The sequence below is a fragment of the Arsenophonus apicola genome (assembly GCF_020268605.1).
Lineage (GTDB): Bacteria > Pseudomonadota > Gammaproteobacteria > Enterobacterales > Enterobacteriaceae > Arsenophonus > Arsenophonus apicola.
In genome coordinates, this window is record NZ_CP084222.1 from 167,803 (window position 1) to 193,141 (window position 25,339).

General features: G+C 38.0%; 21 protein-coding genes and 1 pseudogene. 14 read left to right on the plus strand and 8 right to left on the minus strand.

From position 1 onward, the window contains the following. Window positions 1-39: 39 nt before the first annotated feature. From LDL57_RS00680 to LDL57_RS00695, 4 genes and pseudogenes are all read right to left on the minus strand, one after another. Window positions 40-300, minus strand: coding sequence for a FeoC-like transcriptional regulator (locus LDL57_RS00680; RefSeq protein WP_180559197.1), 261 nt, complete (start codon window positions 298-300; stop codon window positions 40-42). Window positions 301-310: 10 nt separating this feature from the next. Continuing rightward, window positions 311-2,626 (minus strand): annotated as a pseudogene (gene feoB, locus LDL57_RS00685) (Fe(2+) transporter permease subunit FeoB). A 58-nt stretch (window positions 2,627-2,684) separates the two neighbouring features. Beyond that, window positions 2,685-2,921, minus strand: coding sequence for a ferrous iron transporter A (feoA, locus tag LDL57_RS00690; protein WP_180559198.1), 237 nt, complete (start codon window positions 2,919-2,921; stop codon window positions 2,685-2,687). Between the two features lie 308 nt (window positions 2,922-3,229). Next, window positions 3,230-5,551, minus strand: a complete 2,322-nt coding sequence (locus LDL57_RS00695; protein WP_180559221.1) for a Tex family protein — start codon at window positions 5,549-5,551, stop codon at window positions 3,230-3,232. 189 nt (window positions 5,552-5,740) lie between these two features. On the opposite strand from LDL57_RS00695, the gene greB reads away from it, so the two are divergent. The 14 genes from greB to hemN all read left to right on the plus strand — a co-directional run bounded on the left by greB (window position 5,741) and on the right by hemN (window position 19,593). Next, a complete protein-coding gene (greB, locus tag LDL57_RS00700) occupies window positions 5,741-6,226 on the plus strand; it encodes a transcription elongation factor GreB (protein WP_225507434.1) in 486 nt (161 codons plus the stop codon). Between the two features lie 143 nt (window positions 6,227-6,369). Further along, window positions 6,370-7,089, plus strand: coding sequence for an osmolarity response regulator transcription factor OmpR (gene ompR / locus LDL57_RS00705; RefSeq protein WP_026821896.1), 720 nt, complete (start codon window positions 6,370-6,372; stop codon window positions 7,087-7,089). Further along, the gene (gene envZ / locus LDL57_RS00710) at window positions 7,086-8,411 is read left to right on the plus strand and encodes a two-component system sensor histidine kinase EnvZ (protein WP_180559199.1); all 1,326 of its coding nucleotides are present in this window, start codon (window positions 7,086-7,088) and stop codon (window positions 8,409-8,411) included. The genes ompR and envZ overlap by 4 nt, the downstream gene beginning before the upstream one ends. 267 nt (window positions 8,412-8,678) lie before the next feature. Then, the gene (gene pstS / locus LDL57_RS00715) at window positions 8,679-9,716 is read left to right on the plus strand and encodes a phosphate ABC transporter substrate-binding protein PstS (RefSeq protein WP_180559200.1); all 1,038 of its coding nucleotides are present in this window, start codon (window positions 8,679-8,681) and stop codon (window positions 9,714-9,716) included. A gap of 96 nt (window positions 9,717-9,812) precedes the next feature. After that, a complete protein-coding gene (gene pstC, locus LDL57_RS00720) occupies window positions 9,813-10,769 on the plus strand; it encodes a phosphate ABC transporter permease PstC (RefSeq protein WP_180559201.1) in 957 nt (318 codons plus the stop codon). Window position 10,770: 1 nt separating this feature from the next. After that, on the plus strand, window positions 10,771-11,655 hold the full coding sequence (gene pstA / locus LDL57_RS00725) for a phosphate ABC transporter permease PstA (RefSeq protein ID WP_180559202.1): 885 nt from the start codon (window positions 10,771-10,773) through the stop codon (window positions 11,653-11,655). Window positions 11,656-11,693: 38 nt separating this feature from the next. After that, window positions 11,694-12,470 (plus strand): phosphate ABC transporter ATP-binding protein PstB, encoded by a 777-nt coding sequence (pstB, locus tag LDL57_RS00730; RefSeq protein WP_180559203.1) that lies wholly within the window; start codon window positions 11,694-11,696, stop codon window positions 12,468-12,470. 14 nt (window positions 12,471-12,484) lie between these two features. Next, window positions 12,485-13,204: a phosphate signaling complex protein PhoU gene (gene phoU, locus LDL57_RS00735; RefSeq protein WP_180559204.1), complete on the plus strand. Its 720-nt coding sequence runs from the start codon at window positions 12,485-12,487 to the stop codon at window positions 13,202-13,204. Between the two features lie 159 nt (window positions 13,205-13,363). Next, a complete protein-coding gene (locus tag LDL57_RS00740) occupies window positions 13,364-14,188 on the plus strand; it encodes an ABC transporter substrate-binding protein (protein WP_180559205.1) in 825 nt (274 codons plus the stop codon). Window positions 14,189-14,248: 60 nt separating this feature from the next. Then, entirely contained in the window at window positions 14,249-14,986 is a 738-nt protein-coding gene (locus tag LDL57_RS00745) for an amino acid ABC transporter permease (RefSeq protein WP_180559206.1), read from the plus strand. Window position 14,987: 1 nt separating this feature from the next. After that, on the plus strand, window positions 14,988-15,722 hold the full coding sequence (locus tag LDL57_RS00750) for an amino acid ABC transporter permease (RefSeq protein ID WP_180559207.1): 735 nt from the start codon (window positions 14,988-14,990) through the stop codon (window positions 15,720-15,722). A gap of 254 nt (window positions 15,723-15,976) precedes the next feature. After that, window positions 15,977-17,305 carry an NCS2 family permease gene (locus LDL57_RS00755; protein ID WP_180559208.1) on the plus strand — a complete coding sequence of 443 codons (1,329 nt, stop codon included), beginning with the start codon at window positions 15,977-15,979 and terminating at the stop codon, window positions 17,303-17,305. A gap of 213 nt (window positions 17,306-17,518) precedes the next feature. After that, entirely contained in the window at window positions 17,519-17,989 is a 471-nt protein-coding gene (gene yihI, locus LDL57_RS00760; protein ID WP_233458130.1) for a Der GTPase-activating protein YihI, read from the plus strand. Window positions 17,990-18,219: 230 nt separating this feature from the next. Then, a complete protein-coding gene (hemN, locus tag LDL57_RS00765; protein ID WP_180559210.1) occupies window positions 18,220-19,593 on the plus strand; it encodes an oxygen-independent coproporphyrinogen III oxidase in 1,374 nt (457 codons plus the stop codon). Window positions 19,594-19,638: 45 nt separating this feature from the next. Here hemN and glnG read toward each other — a convergent pair whose 3' ends face one another. The 4 genes from glnG to argE form a co-directional block, all read right to left on the minus strand. Beyond that, window positions 19,639-21,066, minus strand: coding sequence for a nitrogen regulation protein NR(I) (gene glnG, locus LDL57_RS00770; RefSeq protein ID WP_180559211.1), 1,428 nt, complete (start codon window positions 21,064-21,066; stop codon window positions 19,639-19,641). Between the two features lie 9 nt (window positions 21,067-21,075). Continuing rightward, complete coding sequence (gene glnL, locus LDL57_RS00775; RefSeq protein ID WP_180559212.1) at window positions 21,076-22,119, minus strand: nitrogen regulation protein NR(II); 1,044 nt, start codon at window positions 22,117-22,119, stop codon at window positions 21,076-21,078. Window positions 22,120-22,266: 147 nt separating this feature from the next. Next, window positions 22,267-23,676, minus strand: a complete 1,410-nt coding sequence (glnA, locus tag LDL57_RS00780) for a glutamate--ammonia ligase (protein ID WP_180559213.1) — start codon at window positions 23,674-23,676, stop codon at window positions 22,267-22,269. 245 nt (window positions 23,677-23,921) lie between these two features. After that, on the minus strand, window positions 23,922-25,094 hold the full coding sequence (gene argE / locus LDL57_RS00785) for an acetylornithine deacetylase (protein WP_180559214.1): 1,173 nt from the start codon (window positions 25,092-25,094) through the stop codon (window positions 23,922-23,924). Window positions 25,095-25,339: the final 245 nt, after the last annotated feature.

Here is a 25,339-nt window from a genome sequence, read left to right on the forward strand (position 1 = left end):
TATATAAGCTAAATAAAGTAAGCGATAATTTATTAAAAATTAGCGCTTACTTGCGTAAATCAGACAGAAGTTACTTGATAAATTTTTTAGGTTACACTTTTTTATTTCAGGGCATAGTTTACAACTATGACCCGTTAAACAAGATGATTGATCAATTTGTTCTAATTTTCCCATGGCGGTTAATTTATCTAACATAGCTTCAATCATAGGTAATGACGCAGAGAATTTCTGACTAATTTGGTAAGCATCCGTTCTACCATACAGTGCAACCATATCTCTAACTTGCAATAAACTGATCATCTAGCTCCTCCTAATGACATGAGCCACGTTCACGGTGGTTACATTTGTGAACATTATGATTAAGTTTAAGTGTTATGCGTTTACGTGAATGGCGTAATAATGTGATTATCAGTAGATTAAAGGCGACGAGCAAGCCAATAACCACGGCGCTATACTGTGGATGTTGTGAGAAAGTTGTTATTTGGTAGAACAAGGCAGAGACCGAATAAGCAACATTTAAGCCCCAAAGAATTGAAAACGTCATCCAGCTTCGATTTGTTTCGCGGGCAATGGCGCCTAATACAGAAATGCAAGGAACATAAAGTAGAACAAAGATTAGATAGCTATAGGCTGATAAAGTTGATCCGAATCGTGCTGCCATAGCGCCCATTGTACTGCTATCCATCTCACCATCCCCTTTACTTGCTTCAATAGGATTGGATAAGACACTTAAGCTGAATGTTTCTTTCAGGCTATCCCAAGTTTCATTAACGGCATCCTCTAATTCATCTAATAAATTAAATTGCTCGGCATCAAAAGGTGTTTGAGTAATATTTTCGGCGGTATACAGTGTATTCAATGTACCAATAACAACTTCTTTAGCTAACGCGCCTGTAATAAGCCCAACGGTTGCTTGCCAATTATCATCGTTGATACCGATAGGTTTCAGTAGCGGGGTAAGGGTTTTACTTACTGACGCTAATGCGGATTGGTTAATGTTATCAACAACTTTACCGGATAAAGAAAAACTATTAAGTGCCCCGATAATCATACTGGCAATAATAATTACTTTTCCTGCTCTTAACACAAAACCTTTCAGTCTTTGCCAGGTTTGTAACAGTAATGTTTTTAAGTGTGGTACATGGTAGACCGGTAATTCCATGATAAAAGGCGAAGATGCGCCCCGTGCAATAGTATATTTCAATAACAACCCGGTTAGGATCGCAATGACAATACCTAATAAATAAAGAGAAAAAACAATACTTGCTCCATTTTTGCCAAAAAAAGCAGCTGCAAAAACAGCAAAGATAGCTAATCTTGCGCCACAAGACATAAAAGGTGCCATCAAAATGGTGATTAATCGTTCGCGTGGAGTATCTAATGTCCGTGCTCCCATAATGGCAGGCACATTACAACCAAAACCGACTATCTAAGGAACAAAAGATTTACCAGGCAAACCTAGTGCTTGCATCAGTCTATCCATGACAAATGCCGTGCGTGCCATATAACCTGAGTCTTCCAATATAGAAAGGAATAAATACATTAAACCAATTTGGGGAACTAATGGTAATACCGTGTTAATACCGCCCCCAACCCCTTGGGCAAGGAAAACAGTCAGCCATTGTGGTAAATTAAAAGTATGACCAACCCATTGAATTCCATGAATGAAAATGGCTTCTGATCCACCTTCAAAGAGGGGTTGTAATGCACCACCGATATTGATAGCAAGTATAAACATTAAATACATGATAAAAAGAAATGTAGGCAACCCAAGCCAGCGATTAAGGACGAAATTATCAATAAATTGCGTTAAGCTATTAGGTTTTGCCGTTTCAGTATTAATGACCGCTTCGCAAAGGGTTGCAATAGTTTGATAGCGTGCATCAGCAATGATAAGTTCAGGTTCTTCAGCTTGTTGGGATTGCAAATGTGCTTTTATTTTACCTAATCTATCAGTGGAAATAGCGCTACGTTCGCGGCTATAGATATCACCTTCTAATATTTGTAGTGCTAACCAACGGCGCTGTTGATGACTGAATGTATTATGGTCGATAATTTGAGTTAATTTTTCCACTTCAGTGAGCAAAATATCGGGATAGTGGATGAGGGTTGAAATAAGATTATTGCTATGCTGATCGATCGCTTGTTTTAATTTGCTAATACCTTTTGCGCGAGTCGATACTAAGGGAATAACAGGGCAACCTAGGCGTGCCTGAAGTTCATCAATATTAATGTGAATATTTTGGTTTTCAGCAATATCCAACATGTTAAGCGCGACGAGACAAGGTACACCTAATTCAATAAGTTGTATTGTTAGATAAAGATTACGTTCGAGGTTAGCGGCATCGATAACATTGATCAGCATATCCGCTTCGCCACTCAGGATGAAATGACAAGCAATTTGTTCATCGAGTGAGGTTTGTTCTGAAATAGTTGTTAATGAATAGGTGCCAGGTAGGTCAACTAATTCAATATCATATTCCGAGGTTGCAAAGCGGCCAACCTTTCGCTCAACGGTGACACCAGCCCAATTTCCCACACGTTGGCGAGCGCCTGTTAATTGATTAAAGAGTGTCGTTTTACCGGCGTTAGGGTTGCCAATAAGGCCAATAGTTAATGATTTCATAGTTCTGGGGTCAGATGAGTAATAAGTAATAGGCTATTTAGTTAACATAAAAATATTTTTATACTACTTGGTTGCCGGCATCGTCTAAATTTAATAGTGCAAGATCTTTTTTTCTTACGATCAAGTTCATACGGCGAGTTTGGATTTGAATAGGATCACCAAGCGGCGCTATACGAATAACGTTAAAAAAAGATCCAGGTAACATGCCTAAAGAAAGTAACTTCTGGCGGTAAGCTGGATTTATTTCTGATGAAAATCCGACAATTTTGTATCGATGATTAGGAAGAATTGACATAGACACTTCCACTATAAAGCCAAAAAATAAAGATACCGTAAATAGGTACCAGACGAATAGCAAAATTAATAAGAAATATTATCATTATCACATTAATAATGATAATCATAATTATGTGCTACTCGTATTAATTTAGCGCTTTTTTTAAATGACAGCAATTGATATTGATCAATCGTTACTTTGAGAGTGAACTATTGGCAGCAAAATTAGCGTTAATTCATTATTTTTATTAAAAAAACGATTTTTTATAACAGAATAGGTAATAGCCTGATACTAGATCAAACTATTAGCTATATAAATATTGACTATTAGCGCTTTTTATTAAGTGCCGCCGCCAGCGCATCACCCATAACACTATTACCGAATAGTGTATTGCTTTGTTGGGATGTTTTGGTTGAACTGGCTGAGGGGACATTTCTGCCTGTTTGCTGCTTATTACGATGTTGTGGTGTATCTACTGTTTTCTCATCTAGGCGCATGGTCAGCGCAATTCGTTTACGGTTTAAATCAATATCAATGATTTTAACGGTGATAATATCACCTGCCTTGACTATGGAATGCGGATCTTTAATAAATTTATCAGACAAGGAGGAAATGTGTACCAGACCATCCTGGTGAACGCCAATATCGACAAACGCGCCAAAATTGGTCACATTGGTCACCGAACCTTCTAATATCATACCTACTTTGAGATCTTCCATTGTTTCAATGCCATCGACAAAGGTGGCTGTTTTAAATTCTGGTCGCGGGTCTCGTCCAGGCTTTTCTAATTGCTTTAAAATATCATTTACCGTCGGAATACCAAATTTATCAGTAGTAAACTGTTCTGGTTTGAGGTTATTGAGCACGCTAGTGTTACCCATGATCATTTTTAAGGGTTGCTTAGTGGTTAATAAAATTTTTTCTACGATTGGATAAGCTTCAGGATGAACTGTTGAGGCATCGAGAGGATTATTCCCTGCCATAATGCGTAAAAACCCCGCGCACTGCTCAAAAGCTTTTGTACCAAGACGCGTAACTTGTAATAGTTGTTTGCGGTCATTAAAGCGCCCGTGTTCGTTACGCCAATTAACAACATTTTGGGCAATTGTTTTACTTAGCCCTGCAACATGAGAAAGGAGAGCAACAGAGGCGGTATTTAGATCGACTCCGACTGCGTTTACACAATCTTCGACTACCGCTGCTAATTTTTTAGCGAGTAAAGTTTGGTTAACATCATGTTGGTATTGGCCAACACCAATTGATTTGGGATCAATTTTTACTAATTCAGCTAACGGGTCTTGTAAACGACGAGCAATAGAGACTGCACCACGTAAAGAGACATCGAGAGTGGGAAATTCTTGTGCCGCTAACTCAGAGGCTGAGTAAACTGAAGCGCCAGATTCACTAACGATCACTTTCTGTGCAGTAATATTTGGGTACTGTTTTTTAACTGCGGCGAAAAAGCGTTCCGTTTCACGCGAAGCAGTACCATTACCAATGGCCACCAAGGCAACTTTATATTTCTCACATAAGGATGCAATAGTTGCTGCAGATTTTGTTGCTTGACCGGTATGAGGATAAATCGTGTCGGTAGTAATGAGTTTGCCTGTCCCATCAACAATAGCAACTTTAACGCCCGTGCGTAAGCCAGGATCTAATCCCATGGTGGTATGCATACCGGCAGGCGCTGCCATTAAAAGGTCATGTAGATTACGTGCGAAAACATGGATCGCTTCTTCTTCTGCTTTTTCCCGTAAGGTAGCCATCAATTCTGTTTCAAGATGTAACAGAATTTTGACTCGCCATGTCCAACTGATAACAGCTCTTCGCCATTTATCTGCTGGTGCATTATTTAAATGTAAGCCAAAGTGTTGAGTAATAATTTCTTCACAATAACTTTCTTTTGGCGATGGTTCAAATTGTGGATCGGCATTAAGTGATAATTGTAAAATGCCACCGTTACGGCCACGAAACATGGCAAGCGCTCGGTGGGAAGGGATATGCGCAATAAGCTCATGGTGATCAAAATAATCGCTAAATTTTGTTCCTACTGTTTCTTTGCCTTCGATTACTTTGGCTGTTAAGTGGGCATTTTTCCACAAATAATTACGAATTTTGCTAAGTAAATTTGCATCTTCAGCGAAGCGTTCCATTAGAATATAGCGGGCACCATCAAGTGCAGCTTTAGTGTCATTAATATTTTTTTGTGGATCAATAAAGGTTTCGGCTATCTGTTCCGGTATATGTTGGGGCTCATTCCATAATCGCTCCGCCAGAGGCGCTAAGCCAGCTTCAATTGCTATTTGGCCTCGGGTACGACGTTTGGGCTTATAAGGTAAATAGAGATCTTCAAGCTCAGTTTTATTAAATGTGTTATTAATCGCTTCAGCAAGTTCAGCGGTAAGCTTTCCTTGTTCATTAATCGATTTTAGAATAGTTTGGCGGCGTTCGTTTAATTCACGTAAGTAACTTAAACGCGTTTCAAGTTTACGCAGTTGATTATCATCGAGCCCGCCTGTGACTTCTTTACGATAGCGGGCAATAAAGGGAACGGTATTTCCTTCATCGAGTAATGTAATAGCTGAAAGTACTTGCGCTGGTGTGGTGTCTAATTCATGTGCAATAATTTTGCTTAAGGATTTATTCATCATTTTAGTTTCTTCAATACTTAAATAGGACGCAATTATCTGCTTATGTGCACATTTATACGTGTTGAAAACAATAATTTCCAGTTAACATTATATTTGGATATTAGAACCTGATGTAGTCAACGAAAACTTTTTTTTGAATTATATATAGTAATTAGTTTAAATTAAGGTTAATCATACTGAGTTTTTATTGTGAAAAATAATTATATTACTCGTGAAGGCTGGAACAATCTTGAAAAAGAGTTGAAGTTTCTTTGGCGAAAGGAGCGACCAAAAGTCACCCAAGCTGTATCAGAGGCAGCGGCACTTGGTGATCGCTCAGAGAATGCGGAGTATATTTATGGTAAAAAGCGATTACGAGAAATTGATCGACGTATTCGATTTTTATCTAAACGTCTTGAAGTATTAAAGATAGTTGATCCCGATCCTCGTCAGGAAGGTAGAGTTTATTTTGGTGCTTGGGTAAAACTACAAGATGAAAATGGTGTTATTAAAGTTTTTCGCTTAGTTGGACCTGATGAATTTAATCCGATTAAAAAATGGATTTCTATTAATTCACCTGTGGCAAGGGAATTATTAGGTAAACAAATTGATGATGAAGTTACGGTGAATACGCCAAATGGTATTATTACTTACTGGATACTGGAAATTAATTATCAAGGGATTGAGTTGTAAATGATATAAAATTAAAAAGATCAATTAAATGTAAATATTAATCTGAAAAAGACTAATAGAAATTAGTTATATTATTATATGGCCTTATTTGTTATTAAGGCACTATGTATAGGGATCTTAAAAATATTTATGGAGTCAAAAAAATGCAAGAAAATTATAAAATTCTTGTTGTGGATGATGATATGCGTTTGCGCTCTTTACTGGAGCGTTATTTAACTGAACAAGGTTTTCAGGTACGTAGTACTGCTAATGCGGAGCAAATGGATCGTATTTTGACTCGTGAATCTATTCATTTGATTGTACTAGATTTGATGTTACCTGGAGAAGATGGCTTATCCATTTGCCGTCGTTTAAGAAGTCAAAATAATCCTATTCCTATTATTATGGTAACAGCAAAAGGTGAAGAGGTAGATAGGATTGTTGGATTAGAAATTGGGGCGGATGATTATATACCAAAGCCATTTAATCCTAGAGAATTATTGGCTCGTATTCGTGCCGTTTTACGACGTCAGGCAAATGAGCTGCCGGGTGCACCGGCCCAGGATGAGGCGGTAATTCGGTTTGGTAAATTCAAATTAAATCTAGGAACAAGGGAAATGTTTCAAGATGATGAGTCTATGCCATTAACTAGTGGTGAGTTTGCTGTTTTAAAAGTATTGGTCTCTTATCCACGTGAGCCTCTGTCTCGTGACAAACTGATGAGTCTTGCTCGTGGGCGTGAATATAGTGCCATGGAGCGTTCGATAGATGTGCAGATTTCACGTCTACGTCGAATGATTGAGGATGATCCTACTCACCCACGTTATATTCAAACGGTTTGGGGATTGGGTTATGTATTTGTGCCGGATGGTAGTAAAGCATGAAACGATTGCGTTTTTCCAGACGTAACACGTTTTCTCGTTCATTATTTGTTATTGTTACTTTACTGTTTGCTAGTTTAGTCACCAGCTATTTGGTTGTGCTTAATTTTGTTGTGATGCCAAGTCTTCAGCAGCTCAATAAAGTCTTAGCCTATGAAGTGCATACGTTATTAACAGAGAAAATCGAATTACAAGATGGAAATGCAATTTTGATGCCTCCATCATTTAAGAAGAAAATCTATAAGGAGTTGGGTATTAATTTTTATACCAAGTCACTTGCTATGGAGAAAGGCTTACGTTGGGCGAGACATTACGAGGAATTAAGCCAACAGATGGCGGAATATATGGGTGGCAAGGCGGATGTTCGTCTTGAAATCGCCAAAGAGCATCCTTTTTTATGGTTAAATTCTTATCTTGCCCCAAATGTATGGATACGATTGCCTTTAACTGAAATAGGACAGAATCAGTTCGCCGTTGTATTTCGTTATACCCTGGCTATTTTTTTAACCATTTTTGCTATTACATGGCTTTATATACGCTATCAAAGTAGGCCATTATTTGTGTTAGAAAATTATGCTAAGCAAATGGGAAAAGGTGTCATGGTTCCTGCAATCAAGGAAGAAGGTTCATTAGAAATACGTTATGTCATCCGCGCTTTTAATCGTATGTCATCTGGGATAAAAATGCTGGAAAATGATAGAACGATATTAATGGCAGGGGTGAGCCATGACTTGAGAACGCCGTTAACACGGATTCGGTTAGCGACAGAAATGATGAATGAAAAGGATCAATATCTCGCAGAATCAATTAACAAAGATATTGAAGAGTGTGATGCTATTATTGAGCAATTCATGGACTATATACGTACAGGTCGGGAAATGAATATGGAGTTTTGTGACTTGAACAAAGTCCTACTTGAAGCTGTTAATGCTGAGAGTAGTTTTCTGCCTAATATTGAGACACAAATTAGTTCAACACCAATTATTATTAATGCTAATGTAATTGCTATTAAACGAGCAGTAACCAATATGCTGGTTAACGCTTTTCGCTATGGCAATGGTTGGGTAAAAGTCAGTAGTGGTGTAATAAAAGATCATGCCTGGTTTCAGGTTGAGGATGATGGTGCAGGAATTAAAAAAGAGAGTATTCAACATCTTTTTCAACCTTTTGTGCAAGGCGAAAGAGCAAGAAGTAATGGCGGTACAGGATTAGGATTAGCAATTATTCGCCGAATTATTGATGCTCATGATGGTGAAATTATTATAGATAAAAGTAAACGAGGAGGATTATCTATACGGGCAACTTTACCATTAATGGAAAAATAAAAATTTAAATTTTTATTTAGCCGTAATTTAACTGAAAATTTTATCATATTTTATGAAATCATATAATTCTTTGATTTTAAAAATTTATTATATCTATTTATAAGGCTATATTTTTAAATAAATTGGTTATTAATTTAACAGTCATAAAACTATCATAAATAATACATCTTTCTGTCATCTAACTAATCTATTTTCTCCTCGTATTTTTTTAACTCGCTACAATTAACAGAGTAACTTGTTTCTCTTTCATCCCAAATAGGAGGGATTATGAAATTGATACGTTCTATCATCGTTAATGTCATAACCATAATTTCTTTGACAACAATGTCAGCTTATGCGGCAACTAGCCTAACTGGAGCTGGCGCCACATTTCCTGCACCGGTTTATGCAAAATGGGCGGATAGCTACCAAAAACAAACGGGTGATCAGATTAACTACCAGGGGATTGGTTCATCCGGTGGGATAAAACAGATTATAGCTAAAACAGTTGATTTTGGTGCCTCTGATGCGCCTTTAAATGATGAAAAACTTCATCAAGCCGATCTTATTCAATTTCCAACTGTGATTGGCGGCGTTGTTCCAACGGTCAATATTGCCGGTATTGAATCTGGACAATTGATATTAGATGGCAAAACATTGGCTAACATTTATCTAGGTGTCATTAAAAAATGGAATGACCCGAAAATTATTGAATTAAATCAGGGCTTAAAATTACCAGCACAAAATATTACCGTGGTTAGACGTGCTGATGGCTCAGGAACGACTTTTGTTTTTACTAGTTATCTTGCCAAAGTGAATGCTGATTGGAAAAATAAGATAGGTACAGGTTCTACCGTAAGGTGGCCAACTGGCATTGCTGGAAAAGGTAATGAAGGGGTTGCTGCCTTTGTTCAACGTCTACCTGGCGCAATCGGTTATGTAGAATATGCCTATGCTAAACAGAATAAATTAGCGTATACCAAATTAATTTCTGCCGATGGAGAAGCGGTTGCACCAACTGCAAATAGTTTTAGCGCCGCTGCTAAAAAGGCTGATTGGACTAAAACGTTTGCGCAAGATCTTACCAATCAAGCGGGAAAAAATGTATGGCCAATTACTTCCGCAACTTTTATCTTATTACATAAAAAACAGAAAAATATTAAGAAGGGAAAAGCCATATTAGCATTCTTTGATTGGGCATATGACAAAGGAGCTGATCAGGCTAAGGCTTTGGATTATGCGACATTGCCGAATGAAGTTGTGGCACATATTCGGGCAGCATGGAAAAGTAATATAAAGGATGCTAATGGTAATCCTATATACTGAATTGAGTGTGACATCAGCAGAAAGTAAAAATCGCGCTCTAATATAAATGAATGATTATCCCCTTATTATATAAGGGGATTAAAATGAGAAAAAATAATGGCTGAGAAATTAACGACATATAAAGCGCCGGGGAAAAAAGGTGATCTTATTTTTGGTGCTCTCGTTAAGTTAGCTGCATTAATTACACTATTAATGCTAAGTGGAATTATTATTTCTTTGATTATTGCATCGTGGCCGAGTATTGAAAAATTTGGTTTTTCTTTTCTTTGGTCAAAGGTTTGGGATGTCCCTGCTCAGGAATTTGGGGCATTAGTGACCATTTATGGCACGGTAGTAACGTCATTAATTGCCTTGATCATTGCGGTACCGGTCAGTTTTGGCATTGCGCTATTCTTAACAGAATTATCACCAAATTGGTTAAAGCGACCGCTAGGAATTGCGATTGAACTATTGGCGGCCATCCCAAGTATTGTTTATGGCATGTGGGGATTGTTTGTTTTTGCGCCGCTATTTGCCACTTATTTTCAAGAGCCTGTTGCTAACGTTTTGGCCGGAATACCAATTATAGGTGAATTATTTTCAGGCCCGGCTTTAGGTATCGGTATCTTAGCTGCCGGCGTGATCCTGGCAATTATGATTATTCCTTATATTGCTTCAGTAATGCGAGATGTTTTCGAGCAGACGCCAGTTATGATGAAAGAATCCGCTTATGGTATTGGCTGTACGACTTGGGAAGTTATCTGGCATATCGTATTGCCTTATACGCGTAATGGCGTAATAGGTGGTGTAATGTTAGGGTTAGGACGAGCTTTAGGGGAAACGATGGCAGTCACTTTCATTATTGGTAATACTTATCAGTTAGATAGTTTTTCACTTTTTATGCCAGGAAATAGCATTACTTCCACGTTGGCAAATGAGTTTGCTGAAGCTGAAAGTGGATTACATACTGCTGCATTAATGGAGTTAGGCTTAATTTTATTTGTTATCACCTTTATCGTGCTTGCATTTTCTAAATTGATGATTATGCGTTTGGCCAAAAATGAAGGGCGCTAACATGTTGACGACAGATACAACAAAAACTATCGATATTAAACAACGTCAACGCCGTCAGGCATGGCGAAGACAAAAAAATCGGATTGCACTATTGCTCTCGATGATCACAATGGCATTTGGTCTGTTTTGGTTAATTTGGATCTTATTTACAACTTTAACCAAAGGAGTAGAAGGCATGTCCTGGAATTTATTTACTGAAATGACGCCGCCGCCAAATTCTACCGGTGGGGGATTAGCCAATGCTATTGTAGGTAGTGGTTTGTTGATTTTATGGGCAACGGTGCTAGGCACACCACTTGGCATTATGGCTGGTATTTATTTAGCCGAATATGGGCGTCGTTCTTGGCTGGCGGAAATTATTCGTTTCATTAATGATATTTTGCTTTCTGCGCCATCAATTGTGGTTGGATTATTCGTTTATATGATTGTTGTTACCAGAATGCAGCATTTTTCTGGTTGGGCTGGTGTTATTGCTCTGGCATTGTTACAGATCCCAATTGTTATTCGAACCACGGAAAATATGCTAAAACTTGTGCCAGATAATTTGCGTGAGGCGGCTTATGCTTTAGGCGCACCAAAATGGAAAATGATTTTATCCATTACCTTAAAAGCGTCTGTCTCAGGAATTATTACCGGAGTATTACTTGCCATTGCGAGAATTGCCGGTGAAACAGCGCCTTTATTGTTTACTTCACTTTCTAATCAATTCTGGAGTACCGACCTCAGCGAACCGATTGCTAATCTTCCAGTAACCATATTTAAATTTGCAATGAGTCCATTTTCAGAATGGCAGCAATTAGCTTGGGCAGGTGTTTTATTGATCACTTTATGTGTATTGTTAATCAATATTTTAGCGCGTGTATTATTTGCCAAGAAAAAATATTAGTTCTTTAGTAATAGATGACAAATTTAAGAGATTAATTGATGATTAAAGTAAACGATAGGGTAGGAAGTAAAATTCAAGTTCGTGACTTGAACTTCTACTATGGTAAATTTCATGCGCTAAAAAACATTTCGTTAAATATTGCAGAGAATAAAGTCACGGCTTTTATTGGCCCTTCAGGCTGTGGTAAATCTACCCTTTTACGTACATTTAATAAGATGTATGAACTCTACACTGAACAGCATGCAGAAGGTGAAATTTTGCTGGATGGCACCAATATTTTGACCGATGAACAAGATATTGCCTTATTGCGCGCCAGAGTAGGTATGGTTTTTCAAAAACCTACGCCATTTCCGATGTCAATCTATGACAATATTGCTTTTGGAGTGCGTTTATTTGAGAAACTTTCTCGCGTTGAAATGGATGAACGTGTTCAATGGGCGTTAACTAAAGCCGCCCTTTGGGATGAAACGAAAGATAAACTTTCGCATAGTGGCTATAGTTTATCAGGCGGCCAGCAGCAGCGGTTGTGTATTGCTCGTGGTATTGCGATCCGGCCAGAAATCTTGTTATTAGATGAGCCTTGTTCAGCACTTGATCCTATCTCAACAGGACGCATTGAAGAGTTAATAAGTGAACTGAAATCTGAGTATACCGTGGTAATGGTTACTCATAATATGCAGCAGGCAGCACGTTGCTCCGACTACACAGCATTTATGTATTTAGGTGAATTGATGGAATTTAATGATACAGATACTTTGTTTACTACACCTACAGTAAAACAGACTGAAGATTATATTACTGGCCGCTACGGTTGATATAGGGTACTACCATGGATAATTTAAATTACAACAGACATATTTCCGGCCAGTTTAATGCTGAGTTGGAGCATATTCGTACTGAATTAATGAAAATGGGTGGATTGGTAGAAGAACAACTAAAAAATGCCATTGAAGCTTTACATAACCAAGATCAGGATTTGGCAAAAAAAGTGATAGAGGACGATCAAAAAGTCAATATGATGGAGGTGGCGATTGATGAGGCATGTGTGCGCATTATTGCTAAGCGGCAGCCTACTGCCAGTGATTTACGTTTAATTATGGCAATTTCGAAAACCATTGCAGAACTTGAACGGATTGGTGATGTGGCTGATAAGATTTGTGAGGTTGCATTGGAGAAGTTTTCTGAGCAACATCAATCGCTTCTTGTCAGTCTGGAAGCGCTAGGTGGACATACTATTCAAATGTTACATAATGTGTTGGATGCGTTTGCTCGGATGGATTTGGATGCAGCAATTGGGGTTTATCTGGAAGATAAAAAAGTTGATGAAGAGTATGAAGGTATTGTTCGCCAACTCATGACTTATATGATGGAAGATCCTCGCACCATACCTAGTGTATTAACAGCGCTGTTTTGCGCGCGTTCTATTGAGCGAATAGGTGATCGGTGCCAAAATATTTGTGAATTTATTTTCTATTATTCAAAAGGGCAAGATTTTCGTCACTTAGGTGGGGATTTTGTGGAAAAAATGTTGACTAAGGGTAGTCATTAACAGACCGTTTGCAGTAAATCATTCAATGATTATTTTCAGCTTATGGTTATTCTGTTTTGGAATAAATATAGACTTTTATATTATTTCCTGTTCTAACAGTGAATTGATAATTTGATTTGAATAAATATACAAAAATTGACAGTAAAGGGTAATAGTGAAATGAAATCCAATCTTATTGCAACTTTATTATCTGTCTCATTAGCCTTGGTCTCAGGGCTGGCGATAGCAGATAAATTGGAAAGTATCAAAAAATCTGGTGTGATCAGTATTGCTGTTTTTGATAGTAATCCACCTTTTGGTTTTATTGATGCTAAAACTAAAAAATTGGTGGGTTATGACATTGATATTGCTGAAGCGATTGCTAATGATTTTGGTGTTAAATTAGTATTACGTCCTACTAATCCAGCCAATCGAATACCTCTATTAACAGGAGGTAAGGTGGATCTGATTGGTGCTAACTTTACTATTACCAATGAACGCGCTAAACAAGTTGATTTTTCAATTCCTGATTTTGCCACTGGACAGAAGTTTATCGCACGTATTAAGGTATTAAAAACGGCTGATGACATTATTCCTTTACGTATCGGCGCGGATAAAGGAACAGTGCAGGAAATCACCCTACGTGAACGCTATCCTAATACTAAAGTAATATCTTACGATGATACGCCGCTTGCTTTTGCTGCATTACGAAATGGCAATGTACAAGCTATAACTCAAGATGACGCCAAACTTGTTGGTTTATTGGGGAATTTACCGGCCAAAGTGAAAGCAGATTATGAGATCTCACCTTTTAGTCTTACGCGTGAATATCAGGCATTAGCAGCCGCTAAAGGTGAAACGAATTTAATCAATGCAGTAAATAATACTTTATTAAAATTAGAAAAAAGTGGTCAGGCAGAAATAATTTATAATCGTTGGTTTGGCCCAGATACTAAAGCAGCACTACCACGTGGTGATTTTAAATTTGCACCATTAGAAAAATAAATAATATTATTTTTATAAAAATACCTAAATGAGTCCCTTTATCATAAATAGGTTATATCAATGTTTGAATACTTTTTCTCTACCCAGCTATTAGCACCCGAGTATCTTTATTGGATTTGGCAGGGCTTAGTCATTACTATTTGGATCTCGTTTTGTGCCATAGTTTTCTCATCCCTGTTAGGATTTGTTGTCGTTGCTGCTAGAGATAGCCAGGTCATTTTTTTGCGTTGGTTGGCAATGATTTATATCTCACTATTTCGTAATACCCCATTATTAATACAGCTTTTTTTTTGGTACTTCGCTGTTGGAGGAATATTACCGGAATCAGTTATGCAATGGCTAAATACACCACATCAGCTCACTATTCTCGGTATTCAGCTAGCATGGCCATCATTTGAGTTTTTGGCCGGTGTGATTGGGTTAATCCTCTACTCTACTCCTTTTATTGCTGAAGAAATAAGAGCTGGTATTTATGGTGTAAGACAAGGGCAAAAATTTGCTGCCTTAGCATTAGGTTTATCAGGCTGGCAAGCCATGCGTTATGTTGTTTTGCCCCAAGCGTTAAAAATCGCAATGCCGCCTTTGTTGGGACAGTATATGAATATCGTGAAAAATTCTTCCCTGACCATGGCAATTGGTGTTGCTGAACTTTCTTATGTTTCTCGTCAGATTGAAAGTCAAAGTTTACAAACCTTTGCAGCATTTGGCGTGGCGACAATCCTTTATATCGCCATTATTGCTGTGATGGAAGCCTGGGGACAATGGCGTCAGCAACGTCTATTAATTAAGGGACATTAGTATGAATTTTGCAGTCATTGCCGACAATTGGCGCTATCTGTTATTTGGTACATTTCCTGATGGCCCTTTAGAAGGCGCAGCATTGACACTGTTAATAAGTTTATTAGCAGGAGGTATCTCTATTTTTCTTGGTATTGCTGGTGGAATTGCATTAGCGATGTTAAAAGGTTGGTGGTCAAATTTGCTGGCAGCTGTATTAGGTTTTTTCCGTGCTATACCTGTCATCATGTTAATTTTCTGGAGTTACTTTCTATTACCTATTTTATTAGGCACGGATATTCCTGAACTGGCGACTGTAGTTTGTGCATTAGCTTTGATCGCGTCAGCTTATTTGGCACATGGAGTGAAAGCAGGTATTTTGGCTATTGGCCAAGGACAGTGGCAAGCCGGAATGTCGTTAGGTTTTACTCGTTGGGCGGTATTATGGCATATTATACTGCCGCAAGCGTTACGGATGATGATCCCCTCATTTATTAATCAATGGATTGCATTAATTAAAGATACTTCATTGGCTTATATTGTCGGAGTGGCAGAACTATCATTTTTAGCAACTCAAGTGAATAATCGAGAAATGATTTATCCAATGGAGGTTTTTCTATTTGTTGCTCTAATCTATTTTATTATGTGTTTTTCACTTGAGATGATCGCAAACCAATTCTTACTTCGTTTAGAAAAAAATCGGTCGTCACTGGCTCTATTGTCTGGCAAGCAACTAAAACAGTTGGCTTGCCTCTAATATCCACTATTTTATGTTGTGGCTCATTCAGAATAGATGAAAGCTTGGCCACCAGGGGTGATTTATTTGTTGGAGTTTCTGCTACCCTCTTTTGATTCGGCTAAGCTTTATTTTCAGAGTGATTATTGAGTTGAATACTCATTCGCATCATTATGTCAGATAATTGTTTTTCTTTTTTCTATTTTATAATTAACTAATTGAATTAGTTTTATTGTAGGATAGAGCAAAAACCCTTTTTTTATTAGGCTATGTATATGAACAAAACAGATCCGATCAGACAACAGAGTCTGCTTCAGCGCATGTTTAAATTACAAGAACATGGCACCACAGTTCGAACAGAAATCATCGCCGGATTGACGACGTTTTTGACAATGGTTTATATCGTTTTTGTTAATCCGCAAATTCTATCAATGGCAGGAATGGATATTAAAGCTGTTTTTGTCACTACCTGTCTAGTTGCGGCATTAGGTAGTATTATGATGGGGATCGTGGCCAATTTACCGGTAGCTGTGGCTCCTGCGATGGGATTAAATGCCTTTTTTGCTTTTGTCGTTGTTGGTGCTATGGGGTATTCCTGGCAAGTGGCAATGGGTGCAATCTTCTGGGGAGCTGTTGGTTTATTTCTCTTAACGCTTTTTCATATTCGTTACTGGATTATTGCGCATATCCCCTTAAGCTTACGGGTTGGTATCACTAGCGGTATTGGTTTATTTATTGCCCTGATGGGATTGAAAAATGCGGGCATTATTGTTGCTAATCCGGATACCCTAGTAGCAATTGGTAATTTTTCCCAATCTAATGTGTTATTGGGGATCTTAGGATTTTTTATCATTGCCGTGTTAGCCGCTCGTCATATTCATGCTGCAGTCCTTGTATCTATTGTGATCACCACGATTATTGGCATGATTATTGGGGATGTCCAATATAATGGTTTTTTTGCGTTACCACCTAGCATCATGACGGTTGTAGGACATGTCGATATGATTGGCTCATTAGATATTGCTTTGTCTGGTGTTATTTTCTCTTTCATGCTAATTAATCTTTTTGATTCTTCCGGAACTTTAATCGGTGTTACCGATAAAGCGGGTTTAGCTGATAAGACGGGTAAATTCCCACAGATGAAACAAGCGCTTTATGTTGATAGTTTAAGCTCAGTCGCGGGTAGCGCAATGGGAACATCTTCAGTCACCGCCTATATTGAAAGTAGTTCTGGGGTAGCGATAGGTGGACGTACAGGATTAACCGCGATTGTGGTTGGCTTGCTATTTTTATTAACCATTTTTATTTCACCGTTAGCTAGTATGGTGCCCGCATATGCGACAGCTGGCGCACTAATTTATGTTGGTGTTTTGATGACATCAAGTCTAACGCGTGTTAAGTGGCATGATTTAACCGAGTCAGTGCCCGCTTTTATCACAGCTGTTATGATGCCTTTTAGTTTTTCAATCACTGAAGGTATCGCATTAGGTTTTATTGCTTATTGTGTAATGAAAATAGGGACAGGACGCTGGCGTGAGATTGGTTCGGCAGTCGTTATTGTGGCGCTATTATTCATTGCAAAAATTATTTTGGTTGATGCTTAATAGCATTAATACATTAACTAAATAATGAATTTATTTAAATCACTTCGATAACAATTTTATCAAATTTTTTATTTATTCTAATTTTACTGTAGCTAGTATAAGTCATCTATATATCATATTATTGTGTTAAATAGAGTATTGAAAATCCGCAATGAGAGAAAATTAGTTATGTCTGGGCACAAGAAAAAACCTGCTGTAAAAGCAGCAAATAAAATGAAAAAAAATCGTGAATCGCTAAATTTAGCCAGTCGTGAACGAAAAAAACAGAAAAAAAAGCGTGGCCACGTAGCAGGTAGCCGTTATCAAAATAGAACTGACGCCCAAAATAACAATTGTTTGTTGATGGAGAAAGATCCTCGTATAGGCAGTAAGAAACCGATAGCACTAGTGATTGATGCTAAAGAAGAAAAAGATTTAAATATCACCAAGCCAAAAACAAACAAGATAGAAAAATCAATATTATCACCAGAAGAAGAGTTGGCATTATTGGAAAATGATGAACGTTTAGCCACGTTATTAACTCATCTTGAAGAAGGTAAAACATTAGCTAAAGAGGAAATGGCTTATGTGGATAAACAACTGGAGCGAATTGATTGCTTGTTGAAAATAGTTGGTATTGAGCTTGATGACGAAGAAGAAGATGATAAATCGGATGACATTATGCGGCTTTTGAAAGGGAAGTAAGCATTGTTTATTCCATAATTATTTAATCGTAAAAATGTGTGTTATTACCTTATAAAATAGTAATATTGGCTGCTGTTAAATCATAAATAACTTATCAGTCACTATTTTTGCTGAATGTATTATTTACAGCAAATTAAGATAATTTTTTTATCGCTTAAGATGGTAGTAATAAATAGAGTAATGTGAGTTTGGCTATAAGACAGGAGATAGCCATATTGAAGGATAAAAAAATGTCAGAGCAGAGTATTATTTGGGATCTTTCCCTCATTCAAAAATATAACTATGCTGGGCCTAGGTATACCTCTTATCCTACTGCGTTAGAATTTAACCACAATTATAGTGATAGTGATTTTGCTATTGCCGCTAGTCGCTATCCTGACAGACCACTGTCTCTTTATGTACATATTCCGTTTTGTCATAAGCTGTGTTATTTCTGTGGTTGTAATAAGCTGGTGACTCGCCATAAACATAAAGCAGATAACTATCTGCTGGTTTTAGAAAAAGAGATCATAAAACAAGCGAGATTATTTACCAACCGAACTGTGATCCAAATGCATTGGGGCGGGGGAACACCAACTTATTTGGATAAATCCCAGCTCAGTCAACTAATGGCAATGTTAAAATCACACTTTGATTTTGCCGCTGATGCCGAAATATCAATTGAAATTGATCCGCGAGAAATAGAATTGCATGTTATTGATCATTTGCGGTGTGAGGGTTTTAACCGCCTGAGTATGGGCGTGCAGGATTTTAATAAACAGGTACAACATTTAGTTAACCGTCAGCAGGATGAAGCGTTTATTTTTGCTTTGATGCAACGTGCACGTGAGGTGGGGTTTAACTCTACCAGTATTGATTTAATTTATGGTTTACCTAAACAGACAGCGGAAACTTTTGCTTTTACTCTAGAGCGAGTATTGGCACTTTCGCCTGATCGTTTAAGTGTCTTTAATTATGCCCATATGCCTCATCTCTTTGCTGCACAACGCAAAATTAAAACCCAGGATCTACCGACAGCAGAACAAAAACTGACTATTTTACAGCAAACGATTTTCACCTTGACACAAAATGGTTACCAATTTATTGGTATGGATCATTTTGCTAAACCTAACGACGAATTGGCTATTGCACAACGTAATGGCGTCTTGCATCGTAATTTTCAGGGCTATACTACCCAGCAAAACTGTGATCTACTGGGATTGGGCGTATCAGCAATTAGCATGTTAGGTGACCATTATGCGCAAAATCAAAAAGATTTAAGCGCTTACTATCAGGCCATTGAAAATCATCAGCATGCATTATGCAAAGGTTTATCCTTAACACAGGATGATTGTATTCGGCGTGATGTGATCAAAACTTTAATCTGTAATTTCCAGCTGGTTTATAGTGATATTGAAGATCGCTATCAAATTGATTTCAAGGATTATTTTTTTGCAGATTTACAGTTATTACAACCGATGATAGCAGATGGCTTAGTGATTGTTGGTCAAAGAGAACTACAAATTACTGCTAAAGGCCGATTACTGATCCGAAATATATGTATGTGTTTTGATATTTATTTGCGCAACCAAATGCGTCAACGTCAATTTTCACGAGTGATTTAGCAGGTTAAAGGGGATAGCATAGTTGTATATTGCAGCTCTTTTTTACTAAGACATACCAAATTCTTTCAACTTACGAGTAAGAGTATTTCTCCCCCAGCCGAGTAAACGAGCAGCCTCTTGTTTATGACCTTTGGTATAGGTTAAAGCACATTCAAGCATGGTACGTTCAATCTGCGGCAAAACTTCCTGTAGTAAATGGTGTTTATTATTTTCGAGCGCGGTTTTTGTCCAATTAGCCAACGGATCAAGCCATTTTTTGTTATTTGTCGCTAGTGTCTTTTTAGGTGAATAAAGAAATTGTTGATTTTGTTGCAAATCACTTGGCAGATCTTGCGGCAATATCTCTTGGCTGGAAGACATCACGGTAAGCCAGCGACAGACATTTTCTAACTGGCGCACATTACCTGACCAAGGTAAAGACATTAAGATGGTTTCGGTCTGTGGCGCCAAAATCTTGCTTTCCACACCAAGTTGTTGCGCTGTCTGGTGGAGGAAATGGCGGGCTAAAAGCGGAATATCTTCAGACCGTTCACGCAATGGTGGGAGAGGAATGCGGATGACATTGAGGCGATGAAAAAGATCTTCTCTAAATTTGCCTTCTTGTACTAATTGTTCGAGACATTGATGGGTTGCCGCAATAATACGGACATCAACTTTAATGGGTGTATAACCACCAACCCGATAAAATTGTCCTTCAGCCAATACGCGTAACAGGCGCGTTTGAATATCAAGTGGCATATCACCAATTTCATCGAGAAAAAGTGAACCGCCATGCGCTTGTTCGAAGCGTCCCTGTCTGACCTGACTGGCACCCGTAAAAGCGCCTTTTTCATGACCAAATAACTCAGACTCAATCAGTTCTTTAGGAATAGCCGCCATATTTAGTGCAATAAATGGCCCAGCTGCTTTAGGGCTATGACGATGAAGCGCATCCGCAATTAACTCTTTACCAGTGCCAGACTCACCATTAATAAGTACACTAATCGAGGAGCGAGATAAACGACCAATAATTCGATAAACTTCCTGCATGGCCGGTGCTTCACCAATAATTTTGCTGACACTCGCCATCGGAGAAGTATTTGATCCAGTATTCGGTTGTTGATTGCGATAATAATTAAGTGCGCGTTTAACCAACGATATCGTTTCGTCAATATCGAAAGGTTTTGGCAAGTAATCAAAAGCACCTTGTTGATAGGCATTAACTGCCGTATTGAGATCTGAATGGGCGGTCATAATAATAATCGGTAATTTAGGATGGCTTTGTTTTAGGCGTGTCAGTAGTGTTAACCCATCGTTATCTGGCATATGAATATCGGAAATTAAAACATCCGGACAGGTTTTTTCTAATGCAGCTAATACACTTTGCATATCTTCAAAGCTAGTACATTCCATGCTGGCATTGTTTAATGCTCGTTCTAGAACCCAACGAATAGCCCTATCATCATCAACGATCCACACCTTACCTTTTTGCATATCAGTTACCTAATTCTTAATAGGAAGATAAATCGAAAATTGCGTATGGCCAGGCCAACTGGAAAATTCGATCCGACCTGCGTGCTGGTCAATAATAATATTTTGCACAATTGAAAGTCCTAAACCATTGCCACCCTGACGATGGCTTACTGTGAGATAGAATAGCGTATCTTGTATCTGTGATGGAATGCCAGGACCATTATCTTCAATATCAATACGAGCGGCAAGTCGATACGTTTTTCCCTGTAATGTCGTTTGAAATGCAGTGCGAGTCCGTATAGTCAAGGTTCCGCCATTTTCTTCCATTGCTTGTATCGCGTTTTGACTTAAATTAAGTAACACTTGTTCAATTTGTTCGGGATAGTGTGGAAATTCAGGTAAACTAGGATCATAGTCTTTTATTAATTTAATATTTTTCGGTAGCGTCAGTGATATTAAGTGGTAAGTACGCTCAATTACCTGATGGATACTCTGTGTTGTTTTTGCGCCTTGGTGTTGAGGGCCAAGTAGACGATCAACTAGATTGCGTAGGCGATCGGCTTGCTCAATAATAACTTCGGTATATTCCAACTGTTCAGAATTAGAAAGGGTTTTGGCTAACAGCTGAGCTGCGCCACGTAAACCGCCTAACGGGTTTTTTATTTCATGGGCTAAAGTTCGGATTAAGTCACGTGATAGTATTTGTAATGATTGTTCTTGCTCGATACGGCGATAGTAATTGACCGGCGAAAATTCTAATAAAATAAAACAGGGTGAAATAGGCTGTGCACTGATAGTTACGATATAAGAGTGATTATTGATAACCAGAGTGGCTTCATTATCGGTAAAACTTAGATTTTTTTTTATTTTTTTCTGCATTAAATCCATATTAAGCGAACAATAATCAAAAAGTACCGGGAGCGGTGTTCCCAGCAATTTTCTTGGGCTAGCTAAAAAAAATTGGCGGCTAGCATGATTAGCGTAATGGACGATGAGTTTATGATCCAGTAATAGAATATTATGTAATAAGCAATCTAAAATATGATCGGCAATTGGTAAATTATCAATTTTCACTAAGTTCTACTCCTGCACCTTTTTAGTGCATATTAACATATTTGAGTATAAACCAGGCGTTTTTGTTCAATAATTATGCAGAAAAAACCTCATCAAAAGATGAGGTAAATGTGACACAACAAAAAATACTCAGCGGAGAATGGCTTATCAAACGCTGTAGTACATTTCGAACTCTAATGGATGAGGTGCCATCTGAATACGTTGAACATCATTTTTTAATAAGTTGATATACGAGTCTATCGTTTCATCAGTAAATACTTCACCACGTTTCAAAAATTGACGATCAACAGCCAACGCCTGTAGGGCTTCTTCCAGTGAACTGGCAACTGTTGGGATCTCTTGTGCTTCTTCCGCAGGTAAATCATATAAATTTTTATCCATCGCTTCGCCAGGATGAATTTTATTCATTATTCCATCGAGACCTGCCATTAATTGTGCTGCAAAGGCTAGATAAGGATTGGCTGCCGGATCAGGAAAACGAACTTCAATACGTGATGCTCTGGGATTGGCGACGATTGGAATGCGAATAGAAGCTGAACGGTTACGGGCAGAATAAGCCAACATTACCGGCGCTTCGAAACCAGGTACCAAACGTTTATAAGAATTGGTGGTTGGATTAGTAAATGCATTCAAAGCACGTGCATGTTTGATAATACCGCCAATATAATAAAGTGCTATTTCAGACAACCCGCCATACTTATCACCGGCAAACAAGTTGGTGCCGTTTTTTTCCAGCGACATATGACAATGCATGCCAGAGCCGTTATCACCGACGAGTGGTTTTGGCATAAATGTCGCTGTTTTGCCAAAAGAATGGGCAATATTATGTACTACATATTTGTATATTTGTGTTTCATCGGCTTTTTTAGTCATGGTATTAAAACGGGTAGCGACCTCGTTTTGACCTGCGGTGGCAACTTCATGATGGTGTGCTTCGACAATTAATCCCATTTTCTCCATGGTGGAACACATGGCGGAGCGCATATTTTGTGAAGAATCAACGGGTGGAACAGGAAAATACCCCCCTTTAACGCTTGGCCGATGTCCTTTATTACCCTCTTCATATTGTGCGCCGGAATTCCAGGCTGCTTCGATATCATCGATATGGTAATAAGCACCAGAAATATGGTTGCCAAAGCGAATATCATCAAATACAAAGAATTCAGGTTCAGGGCCAAATAAAACTTTATCAGCAATACCGCTGCTACATAAGAAATTTTCGGCGCGTTTAGAAATTGAACGTGGATCGCGTTGATAACCCTGATGGGTATTCGGTTCTAAGATATCACAGCGAATAATTAGGGTTGAATCACTAAAAAAAGGATCTAGTACTGCCGTCTCGGGATCAGGCATAAGCATCATATCTGATTCATTGATTCCTTTCCAACCGGCAATAGACGAGCCGTCAAACATTTTTCCCTCTTCGAAGAAATCTTCGTTGATTTGGTGAGCAGGAATAGTGATATGTTGCTCTTTACCTCTGGTATCGGTAAAGCGTAGATCAATATATTTAACATGCTGCTCTTTTATCATGGATAAAACATGCTCAACAGACATAAAGCTTCTCCTGATTGGATCCTGTTTTGAACGATAGCGCCAAAAAGTTTTATTAAAATTGGTTAATTATTTATTAAGCGAAAATCATGCCAAATTATTTATAACCTAGAATAAATGCTTTTTGAATGATTTATTAATAAATAATCATAAATTCAATAGTAATTTGCACTATTTAAGTGCATTTAAGGTACTTTAAAAGCACAATAATGGTGCAATCAACAAGAGGAACACTGAGATTATTTTCTTTAATTTCCTATTTGTCGGTTATTTTTTAAACAAAAATGGGATATCATTTGTGATAGTAATGCAATTGTCGGTTTAATATATTTAATTTCAATAAATTCATCAGGTTGATGCGCTTGCTCTATCGAACCAGGCCCTAATATTAATGTTGGACAGCGTGTTTGAATAAAAGGCGCTTCGGTGCAGTAATTAACGTTTTGCGCTTTCTGATTTAATAAATTTTCAATTATTTTCACCATCTTATGATTGATTGGGCATTCAAAACCTGGAATTGGAGGATGTAGTTCCTTGATAATTAAGCGATCTGGCCAACGATGCTTAATTGGTTTAAGTGCGGCCTGCAACAATTCATCCAAATTTTGTAGTGACAGACCAGGTAGTGGGCGTATATCGATGTGTAATTCACAACAGCCACAAATTCGATTCACTGCATCCCCGCCATGAATATGTCCAAAATTCATTGTTGGATAGGGAATAACAAATGCCTCGTGGTGATAATCAGTTTTTAATCTATTTCTCAGTAAGATTAACTGACTAATGGTTTCATGCATCAATTCAATTGCATTAACACCCTGCGCAGGATCACTAGAATGGCCTGATTGGCCAATAATACGAATGGCATTGGCAATATGCCCCTTATGAGCGCGAATGGGTCGCAGTGAAGTTGGCTCGCCAATAATCGCCAATTCAGGTTGAATTTCAGCAGTTGTGGCAAAATAACGCGCGCCGGCCATGGTGGTTTCTTCATCAGCAGTTGCCAAAATATAGATAGGATGCTGTAACTGATGAATATCAATATTGCGTAAGGCATCAATAATAAAAGCGAAAAATCCTTTCATATCCGCGCTGCCTAAACCATATAACTTATTGCTATATTCCGTTAATTGGAAAGGATCTTTTGTCCAGCGGCCATCATCATAAGGAACCGTATCAGTATGCCCACAGAGTAGTAATCCCCCCTCTCCTTGGCCAAAAGTAGCCAGTAAATTGAATTTATGCCGGGTTTCTGGCACAGGTTGAATGGTTATTTTTCCACCTAGCGTTGTTAGCCATTCTGCTAGTAGATTAATTAATGCTTTATTACTTTGATCGCGTCTTGCATCGACAGAACTAATTGATGGTATAGCAATTAATTGACGGTATAACTCGATAAATGTTGGGAGTTTCGCTTTCACGGCAGCCAGCCTTAATGACTAAAATTTCAATACTCATACATTTCTTTGAATAAAAATACAGTAATCAATGTTAGTTCAGTGTACAAGAATTATTAAGCAGAATATTAATGATACTAATTTTTTCTTTAATCAATAACCACCATATGGAACAGGATAAAGGAAAATTGATACTGTAAAGGAGCGTTGATTAATATTTTTTGCTCTAAAGATTTTATTTAAGGATAGAAAATATTTGCTATAACATA